This is a genomic window from Erythrobacter sp. AP23 (genome assembly GCF_001542855.1).
Taxonomy (GTDB): domain Bacteria; phylum Pseudomonadota; class Alphaproteobacteria; order Sphingomonadales; family Sphingomonadaceae; genus Qipengyuania.
This window is the reverse complement of record NZ_LNBY01000017.1, coordinates 602,451-623,206: the sequence shown is the minus strand read 5'-3', so window position 1 is coordinate 623,206 and position 20,756 is coordinate 602,451. Positions and strand designations below refer to the sequence as shown.

21 protein-coding genes are annotated in these 20,756 nt (G+C 65.6%); 13 read left to right on the top strand and 8 right to left on the bottom strand.

Going from position 1 to position 20,756, the window contains the following annotated elements; genetic code table 11:
• Positions 1 to 33: 33 nt before the first annotated feature.
• Entirely contained in the window at positions 34 to 1,371 is a 1,338-nt protein-coding gene (locus ASS64_RS12940) for a site-specific integrase (protein WP_083508354.1), read from the bottom strand.
• A gap of 331 nt (positions 1,372 to 1,702) precedes the next feature.
• Between ASS64_RS12940 and bchI the strand changes: the two genes are divergently transcribed.
• The 4 genes from bchI to ASS64_RS12920 are packed head-to-tail and all read left to right on the top strand — an operon-like array spanning position 1,703 to position 5,476.
• Entirely contained in the window at positions 1,703 to 2,704 is a 1,002-nt protein-coding gene (gene bchI / locus ASS64_RS12935; protein WP_067695151.1) for a magnesium chelatase ATPase subunit I, read from the top strand.
• Positions 2,701 to 4,389, top strand: coding sequence for a magnesium chelatase subunit D (locus tag ASS64_RS12930; RefSeq protein WP_067695150.1), 1,689 nt, complete (start codon positions 2,701 to 2,703; stop codon positions 4,387 to 4,389). Before bchI ends, ASS64_RS12930 begins: the two co-directional genes overlap by 4 nt.
• A complete protein-coding gene (bchO, locus tag ASS64_RS12925) occupies positions 4,386 to 5,267 on the top strand; it encodes an alpha/beta fold hydrolase BchO (RefSeq protein WP_067695148.1) in 882 nt (293 codons plus the stop codon). Before ASS64_RS12930 ends, bchO begins: the two co-directional genes overlap by 4 nt.
• 17 nt (positions 5,268 to 5,284) lie before the next feature.
• Positions 5,285 to 5,476: a hypothetical protein gene (locus tag ASS64_RS12920; protein ID WP_067695146.1), complete on the top strand. Its 192-nt coding sequence runs from the start codon at positions 5,285 to 5,287 to the stop codon at positions 5,474 to 5,476.
• Here ASS64_RS12920 and ASS64_RS12915 read toward each other — a convergent pair.
• The gene (locus ASS64_RS12915) at positions 5,423 to 6,142 is read right to left on the bottom strand and encodes a hydroxyneurosporene dehydrogenase (RefSeq protein ID WP_067695145.1); all 720 of its coding nucleotides are present in this window, start codon (positions 6,140 to 6,142) and stop codon (positions 5,423 to 5,425) included. The two genes, ASS64_RS12920 and ASS64_RS12915, sit on opposite strands and share 54 nt — an antisense overlap.
• Before the next feature lie 119 nt (positions 6,143 to 6,261).
• On the bottom strand, positions 6,262 to 7,821 hold the full coding sequence (gene crtD / locus ASS64_RS12910; protein WP_067695142.1) for a 1-hydroxycarotenoid 3,4-desaturase CrtD: 1,560 nt from the start codon (positions 7,819 to 7,821) through the stop codon (positions 6,262 to 6,264).
• 63 nt (positions 7,822 to 7,884) lie between these two features.
• Between crtD and ASS64_RS12905 the strand changes: the two genes are divergently transcribed.
• The 9 genes from ASS64_RS12905 to pufM all read left to right on the top strand — a co-directional run bounded on the left by ASS64_RS12905 (position 7,885) and on the right by pufM (position 16,472).
• Positions 7,885 to 9,033 carry a methyltransferase gene (locus tag ASS64_RS12905; RefSeq protein ID WP_234002400.1) on the top strand — a complete coding sequence of 383 codons (1,149 nt, stop codon included), beginning with the start codon at positions 7,885 to 7,887 and terminating at the stop codon, positions 9,031 to 9,033.
• Positions 9,034 to 9,139: 106 nt separating this feature from the next.
• Positions 9,140 to 10,075, top strand: coding sequence for a chlorophyll synthesis pathway protein BchC (gene bchC, locus ASS64_RS12900; protein ID WP_067695136.1), 936 nt, complete (start codon positions 9,140 to 9,142; stop codon positions 10,073 to 10,075).
• A complete protein-coding gene (locus tag ASS64_RS12895) occupies positions 10,072 to 11,061 on the top strand; it encodes a chlorophyllide a reductase iron protein subunit X (RefSeq protein WP_067695134.1) in 990 nt (329 codons plus the stop codon). The genes bchC and ASS64_RS12895 overlap by 4 nt, the downstream gene beginning before the upstream one ends.
• A gap of 3 nt (positions 11,062 to 11,064) precedes the next feature.
• A complete protein-coding gene (gene bchY / locus ASS64_RS12890; RefSeq protein ID WP_083508353.1) occupies positions 11,065 to 12,606 on the top strand; it encodes a chlorophyllide a reductase subunit Y in 1,542 nt (513 codons plus the stop codon).
• Positions 12,603 to 14,063, top strand: a complete 1,461-nt coding sequence (gene bchZ / locus ASS64_RS12885; RefSeq protein ID WP_067695132.1) for a chlorophyllide a reductase subunit Z — start codon at positions 12,603 to 12,605, stop codon at positions 14,061 to 14,063. Before bchY ends, bchZ begins: the two co-directional genes overlap by 4 nt.
• A 118-nt stretch (positions 14,064 to 14,181) precedes the next feature.
• Complete coding sequence (pufB, locus tag ASS64_RS16450) at positions 14,182 to 14,346, top strand: light-harvesting antenna LH1, beta subunit (RefSeq protein WP_083508352.1); 165 nt, start codon at positions 14,182 to 14,184, stop codon at positions 14,344 to 14,346.
• Positions 14,347 to 14,423: 77 nt separating this feature from the next.
• Positions 14,424 to 14,609 (top strand): light-harvesting antenna LH1, alpha subunit, encoded by a 186-nt coding sequence (gene pufA, locus ASS64_RS12880; protein ID WP_067695126.1) that lies wholly within the window; start codon positions 14,424 to 14,426, stop codon positions 14,607 to 14,609.
• Between the two features lie 100 nt (positions 14,610 to 14,709).
• Entirely contained in the window at positions 14,710 to 15,534 is an 825-nt protein-coding gene (gene pufL / locus ASS64_RS12875; RefSeq protein ID WP_067695124.1) for a photosynthetic reaction center subunit L, read from the top strand.
• Between the two features lie 14 nt (positions 15,535 to 15,548).
• Positions 15,549 to 16,472, top strand: coding sequence for a photosynthetic reaction center subunit M (pufM, locus tag ASS64_RS12870; RefSeq protein ID WP_067695121.1), 924 nt, complete (start codon positions 15,549 to 15,551; stop codon positions 16,470 to 16,472).
• A gap of 72 nt (positions 16,473 to 16,544) precedes the next feature.
• Here pufM and ASS64_RS12865 read toward each other — a convergent pair whose 3' ends face one another.
• The 5 genes from ASS64_RS12865 to chlG are packed head-to-tail and all read right to left on the bottom strand — an operon-like array spanning position 16,545 to position 20,692.
• The gene (locus ASS64_RS12865) at positions 16,545 to 16,799 is read right to left on the bottom strand and encodes a hypothetical protein (protein ID WP_157075186.1); all 255 of its coding nucleotides are present in this window, start codon (positions 16,797 to 16,799) and stop codon (positions 16,545 to 16,547) included.
• Positions 16,799 to 17,281, bottom strand: a complete 483-nt coding sequence (locus ASS64_RS12860) for a TspO/MBR family protein (protein ID WP_198147711.1) — start codon at positions 17,279 to 17,281, stop codon at positions 16,799 to 16,801. The genes ASS64_RS12865 and ASS64_RS12860 overlap by 1 nt, the downstream gene beginning before the upstream one ends.
• Complete coding sequence (locus ASS64_RS12855; protein WP_067695118.1) at positions 17,281 to 18,474, bottom strand: geranylgeranyl diphosphate reductase; 1,194 nt, start codon at positions 18,472 to 18,474, stop codon at positions 17,281 to 17,283. Before ASS64_RS12855 ends, ASS64_RS12860 begins: the two co-directional genes overlap by 1 nt.
• The gene (locus ASS64_RS12850) at positions 18,471 to 19,793 is read right to left on the bottom strand and encodes a BCD family MFS transporter (RefSeq protein WP_234002399.1); all 1,323 of its coding nucleotides are present in this window, start codon (positions 19,791 to 19,793) and stop codon (positions 18,471 to 18,473) included. Before ASS64_RS12850 ends, ASS64_RS12855 begins: the two co-directional genes overlap by 4 nt.
• Entirely contained in the window at positions 19,790 to 20,692 is a 903-nt protein-coding gene (gene chlG / locus ASS64_RS12845) for a chlorophyll synthase ChlG (RefSeq protein WP_067695115.1), read from the bottom strand. The genes ASS64_RS12850 and chlG overlap by 4 nt, the downstream gene beginning before the upstream one ends.
• Positions 20,693 to 20,756 lie beyond the last annotated feature (64 nt).

The following is a 20,756-nucleotide window of genomic DNA, read 5'->3' as shown; positions in this document are numbered from 1 at the left end:
AATGCCGCCCTCGAGTCCAATTTCTGAGGAACATCATGAGTGCGGTTGGGGCCCGACCTTGTCCCTGCTTTCTCTGCTCAAGATTCCATCCCAGTCGCCCGCGAGCTCCGCAAGCTTCTCGCTCCACGCGTCGAGCGCGGCGCGCTTTTCTTCCAGCCAATCGTGCCTGTGATAAACCGACGCGACGCCTGCATGTGTAATCGACACGTGATTGAGTAGGGCCTCGGTCACTTCGAAGCGAACGCCCAGTTGTTGCATGTTTGTCGCCACAGTGCGCCGCAAGTCGTGCAAACGCCATGGCTGCATTTCCACCGTACTCGCCGTCGCCAGCCCCTTATCCAAGCGTCGCTTCATGCGCGAGAAGCCCGACACGGGCTTGCCGTCCTTGTGCGAAAACACCAAACCGCGCTTGGGCCAGCGCTTTTCAGCGTCTTTCACCCCGACACCCGCTAGCTCATCGAGACAAGCCATAGCTCCTGCATTGAGCGGCACGATTTGCTCGCGGCTGTTCTTCGTCCTTGCTGCAGGGATCGTCCACAAGCGATTGGCACTGTCGAACTCCGACCATTCTGCCCTCGCCACCTCGTTTTTGCGTTGGCCTGTCAACAGCAGCATCTGGATCATGTTGCCCCACACTGTGCCCATTTTCGGCGCATACGCGGCAAGCAGTATCAGCTCATCGTGAGCGAGAATGTGGTGGCGCTCTTGTGGTTGCTTAGGTGGCTTCATACCGCTGACGGGAGAAGCTTCTAAAGCACCGCGATCGACTGCCCAATTGAACATCAAGCGCATCAACACGAACAAGTTGCGAGGCAACGACGGCTTGTTCGCCGGAACCTTGTCCAACACCGCAGTGATGTGCTTCCGCTTTATGGTGGCTAACGGCTTCTTGCCCAGCACGGGTATGATCCAGTTTCGTAGGTAACCCGCTTGGTTCTTGTAATTGTTCTCGGCCCATTCGCGCCGGCCATACAGCTCGAGGAATTGCTCCGCGAACTGCTCGAAGCGGCTGTTCAGTTGATCCGCTTGCCGCTCTTCTTCGGCTTCTTTCGGATCACGGCCGAGTTCGACTTCAGCGAGTAACCGCTTCGCTTCACTTCTGGCTGCGACTGTTGTCCAGGGGCTGTCGTGCTTGCCAATGGTGTAACGGCGCGCAGGAAAACCTCGGCCACCCATGCGATACTGGATGACGTACGACTTCGCGCCACCTGGCGAGATACGCAGCCCGAAGCCTTTCAGGTCGCGATCCCAGAGGATGTACTGCTTCGGCTTCCGCTCCGCTTTCTCCACCCTCGCCTGCGTTAGCTTGTCCAAATCGCGCTCCACCAAAAAAGTAATCACATAGTAAGCACGCTTTGCCGAAAACCTCAATGTTTTCGGTCAATCTGAGATAACGAAGGCCGTTGCAATTCGGCAATATAACTCTGTATTAAATCATCTTTTCTGAATTCTACTGGAAATCGTACTACACACTGGGGGTGTGGGGGTCGCTGGTTCGAATCCAGTCATCCCGACCAGTGGACTTCCATTAAAACCGACATTTCCTGCCGCCGGGCATGCTCTTGGGGACTTGCCCGATGGCGATTGCGGCATGGCGAAAGCGGCCGTCCAGCGACCCGCATCTGCAGGCAGCGCGCGCTTGGGCAAGCTTAGGCCAAAATGCTTGCCGTCGGCAAAATGCTCGTCCAGATATGCCAAGCATATGGCGCGCTTCCCCTTTTCCGCGATCGTTGCTCAGGACGAGATGAAGCAGGCGCTGCTGGTCAGCGCGATCGATCCGGCGATCGGCGGGGTCATGGTGTTCGGCGATCGCGGCACCGGAAAATCGACCGCGGCCCGCGCGCTTGCCGGGTTGTTGCCCCCGATTTCGGCGATCAAGGACTGCCCCTACGGCTGCTCCAAGGACGACCAGGCGCGCTATCCCGAGGTGTGCGGCAGCGGCCCGCTCCGGAAACGCGCGGTTCCCTTCGTCGACCTGCCGCTGGGCGCGACCGAGGACCGGGTGCTGGGCGCGCTCGATCTCGAACGTGCGCTGCGCAGCGGCGAAAAGGCGTTCGAACCCGGCCTGCTCGCCAAGGCGCATCGCGGCTTCCTCTATATCGACGAGATCAACCTGCTCGAGGATCATCTGGTCGACCTGCTGCTCGATGTCGCGGCCTCGGGCGAGAACGTCGTCGAGCGCGAGGGACTTTCGGTTCGCCACCCGGCGCGTTTCGTGCTGATCGGCAGCGGCAATCCGGAGGAAGGCGAATTGCGCCCGCAATTGCTCGACCGCTTCGGCTTGTCGGTCGAGGTGCGCACGCCGGCCGATGTGGCCGACCGGGTCGAGATCATGCGCCGCTGCGCCGCGCAGGAGCGCGATCCGCAAGGCTTCGCCGATGAATGGGCCGAGGAAGACGCGAAAATCCTGCACAAGGTGGCTCGCGGCCGGAAGAAGATCGCGACGATGAAAGTGTCCGAGGCGGTGCTGGCCGATTGCGCCGAACTGTGCATCGCGGTCGGCGCCGACGGGCTGCGCGGAGAATTGACGCTGATGCGCGGGGCCAAGGCATTGGCCGCGCTGAACGGCGCGCGAGCCGTGCGCCGCGAGCATGTGATCGCGATCGCGCCATCGGCGCTGCGCCATCGCCTGCGGCGCGACGTGCTCGACGAGACCGGCTCGACCGCGCGGATCGAACGCGCGATCGACGAATTGTTCGGATGACCGCGGCGCCGCCAGTCGATCCACTGGCGGATGCGCTGCTGGCGCTGCGACTGTTTCTCATTGCGCCCGACAAGCTGGGTGGCCTGTGCCTTCGGGGCGGCGGCCCGGCGCGCGACCTGGTTATCGAGCGACTGCATGAACAGCACGGCCAGCTCCGGCGCCTGCCGCCGCATGTCGACGATGAGCGGCTGCTCGGCGGCGTGGACATCGCCGCAAGCCTTGCCGCTGGAAGCACGGTCCGCCAGCGCGGTATCCTCGAAAAGGCCGGCGGCACGATCCTGATCGCAGCGATGGCCGAGCGCATGACCGAGGCGCTCGCCGGGAGGCTGGCGCAGCAATTGGATATTGCCGAAACCGGGAACCGCTTCGGCCTCGTACTGCTCGACGACGGAATTGCGGAGGACGAGGCGCCGCCCGCCCCGCTGCTCGAACGCGTCGCCTTCATCTGCGACCTGACACGGGTTGCAGCCCTCGATGCGCCCATGCCCGATGCAAGCGCGATCCCGATCGATGCGGTCGCTCCGCTCGAAGACGACGCTCTGGAGGGCCTTGCGGCGACGGCTGCCGCATTGGGCGTCGGCTCGATCCGGCCGCTGATCTTTGCTGCCGAAGCCGCGCGCGCCCATGCCTCGCTACAGGGCCGAGAGCAGCCTTCCACCGCCGACCTGCAAGCCTCCGCCCGGCTGGTTCTCGCCCCGCGCGCGACGCAATTGCCGCCGCTGGAAGACGAGGAAACGCCAGAACCCGATCGCGAGACCGGCAGCGATGGCGAGCGCGACCAGTCCGATCCCGGCGACAGGCCGCTGGAGGATGTCATGCTCGAAGCCGCTGCCGCAGCGATCCCGCCCGACCTTCTGGCGCAGCTTTCGTCCGGGAAGTCCAAGCGGCGGGCGCACGGCAGCGGCGGCGGGAGACGGCGCAAGTCGACAGTGCGCGGCAAGCCGCTCGGCGCGCGCCCCGGCATGCCGCGCGGCGGAGCACGGCTGGCGCTGATCGATTCCCTACGGGCGGCGGTGCCCTGGCAACCACTTCGCCGGCGCGAGGCCGGCCTTTCAGAGAGAGCCCGGCTGATCCTGCACAAGCAGGATTTGCGCGTCCGCCGGTTCGAGGAGCGCGCGGCCAAGGTCACGATCTTTTGCGTCGATGCCTCGGGCTCGGCTGCGGCCGCACGACTGGCCGAGGCCAAGGGTGCGGTCGAGCTGATGCTGGCGCAGGCCTACACCACCCGCAGCGAAGTCGCACTGGTCGCCTTTCGCGGCACGGGCGCCGAACTGCTCTTGCCCCCTACCCGCTCGCTGACCCGCGCCCGGCGCGCACTTGCCGAGCTTCCGGGCGGTGGTGGCACACCGCTCGCCGCAGGGCTGCAGGCGGCACGCGAAGTGGCCGAAGCAGTCGAGCTGCGAGGAAGGACGCCTTCGCTCGTCATCCTGACCGACGGGCGCGCCAACATCGCCGGCGATGGCAGCGCCAGCCGCAGCCGCGCGGCCGAAGATGCCCACGCGGCGGCCAAGGCTATCGCGGTGCGCGGCATCGAGGCGCTGGTGGTCGATATCTCTCCCCGCAGCACGCCCGACACGGCGCGCCTTGCGCAGGCGATGCAGGCGCGGTTCCTTGCCCTGCCCCTGGCCGATGCGCGGAGACTGCATGCCGCGGTCGGCGCGAGCACGCAGGCACGCGCGGCATGAGCCGGGCGTTGAACTGGGAGCGCGAGGGCAGCATCTGGCCGCACCGCGCATCGAGCCGTTTCGTCGATTGCGGCACCGTTCGCTGGCATGTCCAGACGATGGGCGAAGGCCCGCCGCTTCTGCTGCTGCACGGCACCGGCGCATCCTGCCATTCCTGGCGCGATGTCATGCCCGCGCTGGCCGAGCACTATACCTGCATCGCGCCCGACCTTCCCGGTCACGCTTTCTCGCGCGCGTCCGGTGGGGCGATGACGCTGCCGAGGATGGCCAGAGAGCTACGGGCGCTGCTCGATCGCCTGGAGCTGTCGCCCGCTGCGATAGTGGGCCATTCGGCGGGTGCGGCCATCGCGCTGCAGATGATCCGCGATCGAGGCGCGAACTTTCCGGTTATCGGATTTAACCCGGCGCTTGCACCCTTCCCCGGTCTGGGGTCGCAGCTCTTGCCGCTGATGGCCAAGCTGTTGTTCGTCAATCCACTGGTTCCCCGCGTATTTGCTGGCATCGCCAGTCTGAGCGGCGAGACCGCGCGGTTTCTACGTCGTTCGACCAATTCGCGGATCGATGCCGCCGGTCTGCATTGCTACGAGGTGCTGCTGGGCAACGCCGGTCATTGCAGAGCGGCGCTGGCGATGATGGCGAATTGGGATCTCGAACCGCTTCAGCGATATCTCGTCGACTTGCAAGGGCCGGTGCTGCTCGTCCATTCGGAGCGCGACGAAGCCATCCCGCTGGCGTCGGTACGCAAGGCGGCCGAGCGCCTGCCCGATGCGCAGCTGGAGGTGCTGCCCGGGCTTGGCCACCTTGCGCATGAGGAACGTCCCGCCGAGGCGGCGGAGCATATTCGACGCTTTCTCGATGCCCGTGCTAAGGTCGCCTGACGAGGAGAGAAACTGGCATGGAAGCCCTCAGCGAGAACTTCGGCTGGATCGAGATCGTCTTCACTGCGCTCGTCGCCTTCGGTTTCGGCGGCTACCAATTGTGGTCGGTCAATCGCGAGATCGAGCGCGACAAGCAGAAGAAGCGCGAGGCGGATTCATCCGCTGGTTCGGGGCATGCGATAGGGGAGCATGAACTGGACGATCGGTGAGGTGAAGCGCCGCATGTCGAGGCTTTCCTGCACCGCCACCACCTGCTCGCCGTAAAGCCGCGAAGACAGCGTCGACCGCGCGTAGAATGGCGCATCCTCCCACGTCCTGATTACGCCGGCATGGCCGCGATCGGCGCGGGTCTTGCGTTTCATCTGCCACAGCGTGTTGGGCAGCGGCGCGGTTAGCGGCAGCTCGTCGCGCTGCGGCAAGCACTGCCGGTCGAAGCGGATCGCGCTCGCGAAGCGTGAGCCATCGCTCCGCTTGCCCTCGTAACAGACAACCGCGCCTTCCGGCATATGCGCGCGCGACCAGTGCCACACATCGAAGCCCTCCTCGAGCGACTCGGTCCCGCGATTGGAATCGAGATAGGCGCGCCCGCCCCATTTGAGACCAGGCTGGTCCATCTCCACCTCGATCCGCGCGCGCGGGGCGAGGCAGTGCCAGATATGGCGCGCCGCCGGATCGAGCGCGTAGCCGACCGGGTTGAGCGCTTCGGGATGCACGCGCACCGTGCCGCGCACGCGCCGCCGCCATGGAATACCGACGCGCTTGTCGCGTTCCTCGATGCGGATCTCCAGCGCCTCGCCGGTCCAGCGCACGCTACTCGGGCCGATGGCCAGCGTGTCGCGCTCCTGCACCACCGCACTGTGCGGGCGTTCGGTCATCGCCCAGCGGCTGCGCGGCCCGTAAAGCGCGACATTGAGCGCGCAATGGTCCAGCGGATCGCCCCGCCCGCTCGCCTTGTAATAGGGTGAAAATACGCTGCCGATGAAGGCGATGATCGTCAGGCCGTGGCGTCCGTCGTCGCTGATCGCATCGACGTACCACCAGCCATAGCCACCGGCCGCGACCGGCGCGTCGAAGCGCGGTCGGCCATCAGCGTGTGCGCCGCGATCTGCCCGGACAAGGCGGCCATCGGCACGCCCGCGCCCGGATGGGTGCTCCCCCCGGCGCAATAGAGCCCAGGGATCCGAGTCCGCGCGCCCTGGCGCAGGAAGGATGCCGCCCATCCGTGCGAGTCCCGTCCATAAAGGGCCCCACCCGTCGAGGGGAACAGAGCCTCGAAATCCGCCGGGGTCACCAGCGAGTGCGGCATCGGCGCCTCCAGTTGCAGCCCGCAGCGGCTGAGGCTGCGCGTCATGGCGTGCGTGCATCGGTCGAGTTCCTCCTGGGTGGGGTGAGTGGTGTCGCCGGTGGCGGCGGCATTGACGATAATCTGCAGGCGTTCGCGACCGCTCGGGCCGGCACCGCCATCCGCATCGCGATCCTGCGCGCAGATGTAGACGCTGGGATCGGCAATCGGTTCGCCCGTCGAGAGCGCACGAAACTCTGCTGGATAATCGGGTGAAAAGAACACGTTGTGGCGCGAGAGCGGGAAACCGCGGGTCTCGGCATGGGCGAGCCAGACATAGGCGGACAGCGACCGGCGACAGGGTTTTGTCGCGCCGACCGCACGCTGCGCGCGTGTCCCGAACCGCCCGCTCGCCAGCGCGGCGGGATCGGCATTGCAGACCACGGCATCGGCGGCGATCCGCTCGCCATCGGCCAGGATCACGCCGGTGACGCCCGCGCGGTCCGCTTCGATTTCGGCCACGCCCTCGCCCAGCCTGAAGCGCGCGCCCTGTTGCTGCGCGAGCCCCTTCAGCGCTTCGGCCAAGGCGCTCATCCCGCCTTCGATCAGCCAAACGCCCTGCGCTTCGACATGCGCGATCAGCATCAGCGTGGCGGGCGCATCGAAGGGAGACGAGCCGCAATAGGTGGCATAACGGCCGTACAATTGGCGCAACCGCGGATCGGCGAAGTGTTCGCCCAACACCTTCCACAGGCTCTCGTAAGGCCGGATCGCGATCAGATCGCCGACCCGCCACAATCCGATCCGCCACATCAGCGGGAGCGGCCAGTGGACCTTGGATCGCCGCAGCAGGCTGGCGTCGAGAATATCGTAGATCCGCTGGGCTTCGGCACGGAAACTGCGATAGCCGCGCGCCGCATCGGCCCCGGCGAAATCGCCGATCGCTTCTTCGCTGCGCTGCGGATCGGCGTAAAGGTCGAGCCGCTCCTCCTCGCTCCAGGCATGCCGGGCGACGATTGCGGCGGGGCGCGTTGCAACCCAATCGTCGAGTGTGCTGCCGCAGGCGTTGAAGACCTGTTCGAACACGTCGCGCAATGTGAAGACCGTGGGGCCTGCATCGACCGGCCGGCCATCGACCATCACCCGGCGCGCCTTGCCCCCGACATGCGGTTCCTTTTCGATGACGGTGACATCGCGGCCTGCGGCTGCGAGCAGCGCGGCGGTCACCAGCCCGCCGATACCCGCTCCGATGATCACGATCCTGTCGCCCATAGGGTCCGACCTCCGCGCAATATCATTGACCTTTACATGCCGCCTGTCCACTGCATTGGACAAATGCACGAAGATTTGTACCCCGATCCGGCCCCGCCGCAGACATTCAGGATGCGCCTGATCGCCTGGCGCAACCGGCTGTTCGCAAGCCGCAGCTTCCAGCGCCATGCCGCGCGCAATCCCTTGCTTCGGCCCATCGCGCGGCGCCGGGCGCGCGCAGTCTTCGACCTCGTGGCGGGGTTCACCTACACGCAGACGACGCTGGCGGCGGTGGAGTCCGGCCTGCTCGATCGACTCGAACATGGCCCCGCCTCGCTTGCCGACATCGCAGCGACGACCGGGCTGAACGATGACGCCGCCGCGCGTCTCGTGCGCGCCGCGGCTGCAATCGGCCTCGCCGAAGAAGCCGAACCTGGCTGGTGGCTGCTCGGCCGGCACGGCGCGGCGCTTCAGGGCAATCCGGGTGCGGTTGCCATGATTCGCCACCACCGCCTGCTCTACGCCGATCTCGCCGATCCGCTGGCCTTGCTGAAGGGCGACCGACGCGACCCGACAAACCTCTCGAGCTTCTGGACCTACTCGGCAGAGCCACATGACGCCTCGCATCCGGCCGGCGCGGCGGCGGATTATTCAAGACTCATGGCCGATTCGCAGGTGGCGGTCGCAGACGAAGTCATCGCAGCTTTCCGGTTCGACAATCATCGATCGCTGTTGGATGTCGGCGGGGGAAGCGGCACTTTCCTGCGCCGCCTGTCTGCCGCGCATCCGGACCTGCGCCTGGGCCTGTTCGACCTGCACGATGTCGTCGCCCTTGCGCGCAGGCGTTTCGAACAGGATCACCATGGCACCCAACCCGAGTTCCACGCGGGAAGCTTCCTCACCGACTCGATCCCCCAGGGCTACGACCTGGTCTCGCTGGTCAGGATCCTGCACGATCACGACGATGCTCCGGCGCAGAAACTCCTGCAAGATATCCACAGGGCCATGCGACCGGGGGCGCAGCTTCTTGTCGCCGAACCCATGGCCGCCACACCCGGGGCCGAGGCGATGGGGGATGCCTATTTCGGCCTCTATCTGTGGGCGATGGGCTCCGGAAGGCCCCGGCGCGCCGAAGAAATCCGCGCGATGCTCGCCGAGGCGGGTTTTGCGCGTTCGCGCAGGATCGCCACAAACCAGCCGCTGATAACCTCCCTGATTGTTGCCACAGCCTGACACTCAAACTGTCATTCATATTTGACACATCGGGGCGTTAGGCGTAGCTGACATATTGCACATCGCTTTCCCGAGAAGCGGGTGCAGAGGGAGAGAGCGCACGGCAATGGATGCGATGGCGGTCACACTCGAGGCTCCGAGGCGCTTGGCGCTGAAACGTCTCGCCCTGCGCCCCCTCGGGCCGTCGGACGTCGCCGTCGCCATCCGCTTCAGCGGTATCAGCAGCGGGACCGAGAAACTGCTCTGGTCCGGCGAAATGCCCAATTTCCCCGGCATGGGCTATCCGCTGGTGCCCGGTTACGAATCCGTCGGCCGCATCGTCGAAGCGGGCGAGGAGGCGAAAGAGCGGATCGGCGAATGGGTCTTCGTGCCCGGTGCGGATTGCTATGCAGATGCGCGCGGCCTGTTCGGGGGCACGGCGCAGCGCGTAATTGTCCCCTCTGCCCGCGCTTTGCCCGTCGAGGAGGACCTGGCCGAAAAAGGCGTGCTCTATGCGCTGGCCGCCACGGCGCTGCATGCGCTCAAGGGTGGCGAACCGCCGGAACTGATCGTCGGCCATGGCGTCCTAGGGCGGTTGCTCGCACGCATGACGATCGCCTCGGGTGCGCCGGCTCCCACGGTGTGGGACAACAAGCCGCACCGCCGGACGGGCGCCGTGGGCTACGACGTGATCGCGCCCAAGGATGACGAGCGCCACGACTATCGCACCATCATCGATGCGAGCGGCAGCAGCGACGTCTTCGACATTCTGATCAACCGGCTGGGACGCGGCGGCGAGATCGTGTTGGCGGGCTTCTATACCAGCCGCATCAGCTTCGCCTTCCCGCCGGCCTTCCAGTGCGAAGCGCGGCTGCGCGTGGCCGCCGAATGGCAGGCGGACGACCTCGCCTCGACCCGCGCAATGATCGAATCCGGCGAACTCGACCTGTCGGGGCTGATTTCCGACATCGCACCCGCCGCACAGGCCCAAGAAGCCTATCCGGCGGCCTTTCACGACCGGGACTGCCTCAAGATGGTCCTCGACTGGAGCGAATACGCATGACGATGCTCGAAACCCAAGCCCAGGCCCTGCGTGAGGAAGCCGCGATCGAACCCGATCCGGTTTCCTCGAACGAGGTGACCAAGGAAACGCAGATCATCGCGATCTACGGCAAGGGAGGATCGGGCAAGAGCTTCGCGCTCTCCAACCTCAGCTACATGATGGCGCAGCAGGGCAAGCGCGTGCTGCTGATCGGCTGCGATCCCAAGTCCGACACGACCAGCCTGCTGTTCGGCGGCAAGAACTGCCCGACGATCATCGAGACCTCTTCGAAGAAGAAGCTCGCGGGCGAGGAAGTGACCATCGAGGATGTGTGCTTCCAGCGCGACGGCGTGTTCGCGATGGAACTCGGCGGACCCGAAGTCGGGCGTGGCTGCGGTGGGCGCGGCATCATCCACGGCTTCGAGCTGATGGAGAAGCTGGGCTTCCACGAATGGGGCTTCGACTACGTCCTGCTCGATTTCCTCGGCGACGTGGTGTGCGGCGGGTTCGGCCTGCCGATCGCGCGCGACATGTGTCAGAAGGTGATCGTCGTCGGCTCGAACGATTTGCAATCGCTCTACGTCGCCAACAATGTCTGCAAGGCGGTCGAATATTTCCGCAAGATGGGCGGCAATGTCGGCGTTGCCGGCATGATCGTGAACAAGGACGACGGTACGGGGGAGGCCAAGGCCTTCGCCGATGCGGTCGACATCCCGGTATTGACGGCGATTCCCGCCGACGAGGATATCCGCCGCAAATCGGCCAATTACCAGATCATCGGCAAGCCCGGTGGCGAATGGGCCGGACTGTTCGAGGAACTGGCCGAGAATGTCGCCAAGGCGCCCCCGCAACAGCCCAAGCCGCTGGAACAGGACGGACTGCTGGACCTGTTCAGCGCCGACGAGACCGGCGGTGACGTCAAGCTCGTGCCCGCCACCCAGGCGGATATGCGCGGCGGTTCCTACGAACCCAAGCCATCGCTCGAGGTGGTTTATGATGAGGTGTAGCGGATGACCGATTTCGCCTCCGACGTGGCCGACGCGCGCGAACCCGACCGGCTGGATCTCGATCCGGACGGCGCCGGTGACAGCGGCTGCCACGGGGGTGCGGAACGGATGCAGGAAGCGGCGCGCAAGGCCGGCCAGAGCGAGCTGCTCGACCGCTATGCCGCCGACTATCCGAAGGGGCCGCACGACCAGCCGCAGAGCATGTGCCCCGCTTTCGGCTCGCTGCGCGTGGGACTGAGGATGCGGCGCACCGCGACCGTCCTCTCGGGCAGCGCCTGCTGCGTCTACGGCCTCACCTTCACCTCCCATTTCTACGGGGCACGGCGCACGGTCGGCTACGTGCCCTTCAGTTCAGAAACGCTGGTCACCGGCAAGCTGTTCGAGGACATCAAGGAAGCGGTCGAACAGCTCGCCGATCCGGACCAATACGACACCATCGTGGTCACCAATCTGTGTGTGCCCACAGCCAGCGGCGTGCCGCTGCGGCTGCTGCCCGACCAGATCAACGGCGTGCGGATCGTCGGCATCGACGTGCCCGGCTTCGGTGTGCCGACCCATGCCGAGGCGAAGGATGTGCTTGCGGGCGCCATGCTCGAATATGCCCGCAAGGAAGCCGAACTTGGCCCCGTGGCCGCTCCGAAAGAGCGTTCGGATCGTCCGACGGTAACCTTGCTGGGCGAAATGTTTCCCGCCGATCCGGTAGGCATCGGGATGATGCTGGAGCCCCTTGGGCTCGCAGCAGGCCCGGTCGTTCCCACGCGCGAATGGCGCGAGCTCTACGCCGCGCTCGATTGCGCCACCGTCGCCGCGATCCATCCCTTCTATACCGCCAGCATCCGCGAGTTCGACAAGGCCGGCCGTAGCGTCGTTGGTTCGGCCCCGGTGGGCTCGGACGGCACCGCCGCCTGGCTCGAGGCGATCGGCAGCGCGTGCAACGTCGAACGCGCGAAAATCGACGCCGCGAAAGACGCGATGGTCGGCGCCATTCGCGGGGCCCTGTCCGCCATGCCCGTGAAGGGCCGGATCACCGTCTCGGGCTACGAGGGCTCCGAACTGCTGGTCGCGCGGCTGCTGATCGAAAGCGGCGCGGAGGTGCCCTATGTCGGCACCGCCTGCCCCAAGACCCCATGGTCCGATCCCGACCGCGACTGGCTCGAGGCCAAGGGCGTGCGCGTCAATTACCGCGCCAGCCTCGAAGAGGATATCGCGGCGGTCGAGGAATTCGGCCCCGACCTGGCGATCGGCACCACGCCGGTCGTCCAGCATGCCAAGCAGAACGCGATTCCCGCGCTCTATTTCACCAATCTGATCTCCGCCCGCCCTCTGATGGGCCCGGCGGGAGCCGGCAGTCTCGCGCAGGTGGTCAATGCCGCGCTCGCCAACAAAGCGCGGTTCGACCGCATGTCGGAATTTTTCGGCGATGCGGGCACGGGCGATGCGGCCGGAATCTGGGAAGACACACCGGTCGACCGGCCCAAGTTCAAGAAGAAATTCGCGGCGCAGACGGCGGCGGCCATCAAGGCGGCCGAGGCGGTGGGCACATGACCCTCGTCCTCGATCATGACCGGGCGGGCGGATACTGGGGCGCCGTCTATGTCTTCACCGCGGTGAAGGGGCTGCAGGTGGTGATCGACGGCCCCGTGGGGTGCGAGAACCTGCCGGTTACCTCGGTCCTGCATTACACCGACGGGCTGCCGCCGCACGAATTGCCGATCGTGGTCACCGGACTCGGCGAGGAAGAGCTCGGCAAGACCGGCACCGAGGGCGCGATGAAGCGGGCCTGGGAAACGCTCGATCCCGAATTGCCCTCGGTGGTGGTGACCGGCTCGATCGCCGAAATGATCGGCGGCGGGGTGACGCCCGAAGGCACCACGATCAAGCGCTTCCTGCCGCGCACGATCGACGAGGACCAATGGGAATCGGCCGATCGCGCCCTTTCCTGGCTATGGACCGAATTCGGGCCGAAGAAGATGCCCGCGCTCAAGCCGGTCAAGGAGGGCGAAAAGCCCAAGGTCAACATCATCGGTCCGGCTTACGGCATGTTCAACATGGCCAGCGACCTCGCCGAGATCCGGCGCCTGGTCGAGGGCATCGGGGCGGAGGTCAACATGGCCTTCCCGCTCGGCAGCCATCTTGCCGATATCCGCCGCCTGGCCGATGCGCAGGCGAACGTCTGCCTCTATCGCGAATATGGCCGTAATCTGTGCGAACTGCTCGACCGGCCCTATTTCCAGGCACCGGTGGGTCTCACCAGCACCACCAAATTCCTGCGCGCGCTGAGCGAGGAACTCGGGCTCGATCCCGAACCCTTCATCGCACGCGAGAAGCACACCACGATCAAGCCGCTGTGGGACCTGTGGCGCTCGGTCACGCAGGATTTCTTCGGCACCGCCAATTTCGGGATCTGCGCAAACGAGACCTATGCCCGCGGCATCCGTGTCTTCCTCGAGGAAGACATGGGTCTTCCCTGCACCTTCGCCTTCTCCCGCTCTGCCGGTGTGAAGCCGAAGAACGAAGACGTGCGCGCTGCGATCCACGCCAATCCACCTCTGGTCGTGTTCGGCTCCTACAACGAGCGGATGTATCTCGCCGAGACGGCTGGGACCGGCCACGGTCCGTCGGGTCAGTTCATCGCGGCAAGCTTTCCCGGCGCGGCGATCCGCCGCCACACCGGCACGCCTTTCATGGGCTATGCCGGCGCGACCTATCTCGTGCAGGAAGTGTGCAATGCGCTGTTCGACGCGCTGTTCCACATCCTGCCGCTCGGCTCCGACCTCGACAAGGTCGAGCCGACCCTCGCCAAGGACCACGAGGAACTGCCCTGGGATGCCGATGCCAAGGCCAAGCTCGACGCGCTCGTCGAAGCGCAGCCGGTGCTGGTCCGCATTTCCGCCGCCAAGCGCCTGCGCGACGCCGCCGAACGCGCGGCCCGCCGCCAGGGACATACCAGCGTTTCCGCCGACTGCCTCGCCGATGTCCTGCTCGAAGGATCGCTCGCATGAGCCCCGTCGCACCCGATCGCCCGCCAGCGGGCTTCACCATCCCCGCGGGTCCGCCCGCGCGGATACCGTCGGGGGCACGTCGTCCCCACCACCTCGCAACTGATTGGGAGATAAACCAATGAACGATCCGACACCCGGTGACGATCGCTTTGGCTTGCGGACCTACCTGACGCCCGAAGAGGCCAAGGAATTCCACAAGATTTTCATGAGCAGCTTCCTCGGCTTCACTGCGATTGCCGTCGTCGCTCACGTCCTCGTCTGGGTCTGGAGGCCGTGGCTCTGACCGCGCAATCCGCCTGAGCGAAGCGCCACCGACGGCCCATCCCCAGGCACTGCCCGACACATTGAAGGAGAAAGACAATGTGGAGAATTTGGCTCATTTTCGATCCGCGCAGGGCGCTCGTCGCACTGTTCGTATTCCTGTTCGTCCTCGCGCTGCTGATTCACTTCATCCTGCTCAGCACCAACCGCTACAACTGGCTGGACGGCGCAAGCGCCGCACCGGCGACGACGGCGGCCACTGAAAGCGTGACGCGAACGGGCTGAACGCCGGGTCGATCGAGCGCAGGCGGGATTCGCCTGCCTGCCTCCGGCCATCGAGTAGGTACCCGATGAGCCTGCCCGCCAAGGTAGGAAGGATAGAGCTATGGCGCTGCTGAGTTTCGAGCGGAAATACCGCGTGCGGGGTGGTACGCTGATAGGCGGCGACCTGTTCGACTTCTGGGTCGGTCCCTTTTATGTCGGCTTCTTCGGCGTGACGACGGCGATCAGCGCCCTTCTGGGCACTCTGCTGATCTTCGCCTCCGCGTCGCAGGGGCCGACATGGAACCCCTGGCTCATCTCGATCGAACCACCGCCCATCGAAGCGGGTCTAGCCGCAGCTCCGCTCAACGAAGGCGGATACTGGCAGATCATCACGGTCTGCGCGCTGGTCGCCTTCATTTCGTGGGCACTGAGACAGGTGGAAATCAGTCGCAAGCTGGGCATCGGCTACCACGTGCCGATCGCCTTCAGCTTCGCGATACTCGCCTATGCGACGCTGGTGGTCGTGCGGCCGCTGTGGATGGGGGCCTGGGGCCACGGCTTTCCCTACGGCATCTTCACCCATCTCGATTGGGTGTCGAATACCGGCTATATGTATGTGAATTTCCACTATAATCCGCTGCATATGGTGGCGGTGTCCTTCTTCTTCGTCACCTGCTTCGCGCTGGCGCTGCACGGATCGCTGATCCTGTCTGCCGTCAACGTGCCCAAGGGCGAGAAAGTTAAGACGCCCGAACACGAAGATACCTATTTTCGCGATTTCATCGGCTATTCGATCGGCACGCTGGGCATCCACCGCCTCGGCCTGTTGCTGGCGCTCAACGCCGGCTTCTGGAGCGCGGCCTGCATGATCCTTGCCGGTCCGCTCTACCAGGGCAGTTTCCCCGAATGGTGGGACTGGTGGAAGAGCATCCCGATCTGGTCCTGAGGAGGCCCTGAGCAATGGCACGCTATTACAATATCTTCACCCAGGTGCAGCTTCAGACCGCTCCCGAAATGGGAGTCCCGCTGCCGCCGGGCGATGAAGAGCGCTATCGGCTGACCGGCTACAACTACTGGTTCGGCAAATTCGGCCAGGCCCAACTCGGACCGATCTATCTCGGCTGGCTGGGCCTCGCCTCGCTGCTGTTCGGCTTCCTCGCGATCTCGATCATCGGGTGGAACATGGCCGCGCAGGTCGATTACAGCCCGATCGCCTTCATGCGCGAATTCTTCTGGCTCTCGCTCGACCCGCCTGGGCCCGAATGGGGCTTCAGCCCGTTCGTCCCGCTGGCCGAGGGCGGCTGGTTCATTCTGACCGGCTTCTTCCTTACCCTATCGATCCTGCTGTGGTGGGTGCGTTCCTATCGCCGGGCCGTATCGCTGGGCATGGGGTTGCATGTCTGCTGGGCCTTCGCCAGTGCGATCTGGCTGTTCCTGGTGCTCGGTTTTCTGCGCCCGATGTTGATGGGCAGCTGGTCGGAAGCGGTGCCTTACGGCATCTTCCCGCACCTCGACTGGACCAACAATTTTTCGCTGATCTACGGGAACCTGTTCTACAACCCGTTTCACGCGCTCTCGATCACCTTCCTGTACGGTTCGGCGCTGCTGTTCGCGATGCACGGGGCAACGATCCTCGCGGTCAGCCGCTATGGCGGCGAGCGCGAAATCGAACAGATCACCGATCGCGGTACGGCCTCCGAGCGTGCGGGACTGTTCTGGCGCTGGACGATGGGCTTCAACGCATCGATGGAATCGATCCATCGCTGGGCGTGGTGGTTCGCAGTGCTGACCACGCTGACCGGCGGGATCGGTATCCTTTTGACCGGAACGGTGGTCGACAATTGGTACCTGTGGGCACAGCAGCATAATTACGCGCCCGGCTGACCCGTCCACCATTGCCGAGCTTGAAACCCGGCTCCCACGGCCGGGTTCTTTTTTGCCGCGATGTCGGTGAACCTAGGCGCCGCCTCCGCTTCGCCGGCGCAGGTCGAGCAGGTGCAGCGGGAAAGCGAGCGCGACCGGCAGCGATATCCAGTACCATGGCGCCCCGACCAGCGCGGCGCGCAGGCCCAGCACCAGCAGCGCCGCGGGACCGAGCAATCCTGCCAGATCGCGCCAGGCGAAGCCGCGCATCCGGAGCCAGATCGCCTCGACCAGCAGCACCGCCAGCACGATGTCCGCCGCATGGCCGCTGCGAAACAGCGCCTCCATCAACCGAAGGGGCCGTTGAGCTCGATCACCTGCCAGTTGAGCGCGCCGGCGATCGTCACCCAGATCAGATAAGGCACCAGAGCAAAGCCGGCGAGCCTCGAATAGCGCCCGCAGAACAGGATCAGCGCGCCCACCGAGAGCCACAGCAGCAGCAGTTCGGCAAAGGCCCAGTCGGGCCGCTGGATGCGGAAGAAGATCAGGCTCCACAGGATGTTGAGGAAGCCATTGAGCGCGAACAGGCCGATCACCGTATCCGCGACGCGCGTGGTCGGCGCGGCGCGCCAGGTGCTTACGGCGGCAACCGCGGCCAGGGCGAAGATCAGCGTCCAGGCGATTCCGAAGACGGGATCGGGCGGTGCCCAGGCGGGCTTTTCGAGCGCCTGGTACCAGGGACCCAGATCGGTGATCGTGGCGCCGAGCATCGCCACGCCCAGCGCCGCGACACCTGCCACTATGATCGGCAGCAACCAACTTCGATTCATCAGGCGGCGGCCCTCAATCCCAGCAGATGGGCGCAATCCTTGAGGAAAATTCGCGCATGGGCAAGCGGTTTGGCGCGTACCAGCCGTTTGTTCATATAGGCCTGCCAGGTCAGCTGCTGCACGTCCTTGTCGGCGCACATGGTCACAAAACGCTCGCGCCGCTTGTCGCTCGAATACCAGAAATACTGCATGATCCCGAGCACCCAGAACACCTTGCCATGCTCGCGCATGAAGTTCTTACGCGCCATGCGCAGCGCCTTGGGATTGGCGGTGCGCAGGAATTCCTGCGCGGCTTGCGCCACATGGCGCCCGCCGGTCATCGCATAATAGATGCCCTCGCCCGATGCCGGAGCGACCACGCCCGCCGCATCGCCGGCGACGATAACGTCGCTGCCATTATCCCACCGCTTGAGCGGCTTGAGCGGGATCGGCGCGCCTTCCTTGCGGATCGTCTCGCAGGCATCCAGCCCCAGCTCGCCGCGCATCTTCGCCACCGTTTCGCGCAAGGGAAAGCCCTTGTTCGCACTGCCCAGCCCGATGCTGGCAGTGCCGCCATGCGGGAAGACCCAGGCATAGAAATCGGGCGACAGCTTGCCCTGGTAGAACACGTCGCAACGCGATCCGTCGAAGGCTTCGGTCGTTTCTTCGGGCGACCGGATGATTTCGTGATAGGCGAACACGCAGGGCATCTGGTCCGCCTTGGGGATATTCTGCCGCGCGACGGCCGAGCGCGCGCCATCGGCGCCGATCACCAGCCGGGTCCGGACGCGCTCGATCTCGCTGCCGCGCGACCGGCGATAGCAGACGGTCGGGCCCTCGCTCTCGCTGCGCTCGATATGCTCGAACGTGCCGGTGCGACGCTCCGCTCCGGCCTGTGCGGCCCGCTCGCGCAGCCATTCGTCGAACACGTCGCGATCGACCATGCCGACATAGCCGATTTCGCCCACTGGCATGTCGACCTTGCGGTTCGAAGGCGCAATCATGCGCGCCGAGCGTGCGCGCGCCACCAGCAGGCTTTGCGGCACGTCGAAATCCTGCAGCAGCCGTGGGGGTACGGCCCCGCCGCAAGGCTTAATGCGCCCCGCGCGGTCGAGCAGCAGGACCTTGTGCCCGGCAGTTGCCAGATCGGCCGCGGCGGTGGCCCCTGCAGGTCCGCCTCCGACCACCACTGCGTCGTAGATCGTCTCGGTCATACCGTTGCCACCTCCCTTGTGTTCGCGCGCCCGCGCCGCGTCGCGTGGAGCGCCAGCCCCGCCGCGATGACGAATAGGCACGCCTCGATTGCGAAAATCAGCTGGAAGGCGGTGCCATCCTGCCCCTGCGCGCGGCGGGCGATATCGACGCCCAGCGCGCCGGCGAGTCCGCCCAGACCGAAGGCAATGGCCTGCGCCGCGCCCCACACGCCCATGCGCACGCCTTCGCGAGTTTTCCGACCCGCCCCGGCAAGCCCCATCATCGCCCCGATCGCGGCGACCGCGAACAGGCCGTTGCAAAGGCCGAGCACGAAGACGTTCGCGGTCAACGGCCAACCGGGTCCGTAAAGCGCGCCGGCGGCGAGGCCAGCCAGCGCGAGTGCGGAACCGCTGCAGCCCGCCACGATCCAGAAGCGCAGATCGACCGGTAATCGCCCGGCAAAGGCGCTGCCACCGATCCCGGCGCAGATCATGCCGATCAACACGCCGCCATGCTGGATCCCGGCGAGCTGGGTCGATTGGCCCGGGGTCATACCGAAGACAAGGCCGGCAAAGGGCTCGAGAATGAGGTCCTGCATGCTGTAGGCGAGCATCGATACGAAAATGAATACGGTGAAGCGGCGCGCGGCGTTTTCATGGAGGATTTCGCGCAGCGCCTCGGGAAATCCGGGCACCTCGCCGCGTGGCTGCGTGTCGAAGCCGAAGGGGACCTCCGGCTCGAGCTTGCGCACGGCCAGCGCGCTCACCACCAGCGCGGCGACGGCAACCCCGCTGGCTACCAGCGCGAGCCGTTGCGGCGAAAAGGGGTCGAGCAGCGCGCCGGCCACTCCTGCCGAGATCACGATCCCGGCGACCATCATGATCCAGGTCGTCGCGGCCGCTGCCGCGCGGCGTTCGGGGGCGACGCCCGAGGCGAGCAGAGCGAGCATCGATGTCCCGCTCGCCCCCACGCCCATGCCGATCAAAGTGAAGGCGGCGATTGCCAGGATCGCACCGACCAAGGGGTTTGCGGCCATCAGGACGGTCGCGTTCACCGCCATGAGCGCGCCCAGCGCCAGCGCCGCCATGCCGCCCAGGATCCACGGCGTGCGTTTCCTTCCCCGGTCGGAACCATGGCCCCATAGCGGGCGGGTGAGCTGAACCGCGTAATGCCAGGCGACCAACCCCGCGGGGATCGCCGCGGCGAGCGCATATTCGACCACCATCACGCGGTTGAGCAGCGAGGTCGCCAGCATGACGATCGCGCCGATCGAGGCCTGCACGCAACCGAGACGGACAATCGCGAGCCAGCCGAATCCCCGGGTCGATCGCGTCGTCACAGATATCCTCCCAGACCAAGCGCGGACGCCAGCATGCCGAGGACGTAAAGTGTTACTCCGGTCGCATTGTACCAGGGAGCGAATCGCGCCGGGTGCTTCAGCAGGCGAGCCATCAGCAGCACTTGCGCGAGCAACAGGGCGCTCACGATCAGCGCGGACAGCGCGTGGTCCCAAATGGCGAGCAAGGCGATCACGATGACCTGTGCGGCGGCCATCACGAAGCAGGCGAGCAGGGCTGCGCGGCTGACACCCAGCGTCACCGGCAGCGAGCGCAGGCCGGTGATCCGATCGCCTTCGACCGCCTTGAAATCGTTGAGCACCATGATCCCGAACGCGCCCGCGCTGTAGAGCAGCAGGATCGCGATTACCGGCATGCCCGGCAGCCCGCCCGCCATCACGCTGGCGCCGGTGAACCAGCTGAGCCCTTCATAGGTGAGCCCGACGGTGGCCGGCCCCGCCCAGCCGCTCGCCTTGAGGCGGAAGGGCGGCGCGCTGTAGGCCCAGGCGAGCGCCAGACCCAATATGGCAGCGACGAAGACCCAAAACCCGAGCATTGCCGCAAGCCCCAGCGACAGCAGCGTCCCGGCTACCGCGATGCCGAGGCCCCAGCGCCCTGCGACCCTGCCGGATGGAATCGGCCGGTGGGGTTCGTTGATCGCATCGACATGCCGGTCGAACCAATCGTTGACCGCCTGGCTGGTGCCGCAGACGAAGGGCCCGGCGAGCAAGATGCCGCCGATCACGAACAGCCAGCGTTCGTCGAATGCCGCGCCGGCGGATACCACGCCGCAGCCGAAGGCCCACATCGGGGGGAACCAGGTTATCGGCTTGAGAAGTTCGACGACCGAAGATGCCGCCGGAATCGGCGCCGTCCGAGTCGAGGCCGCCGAACGAAGCATGGCGCAACGCTATGCCTGACAGGGGTGGGCGTCAAATCATTTTGACACCCATTATGCAGGAAAA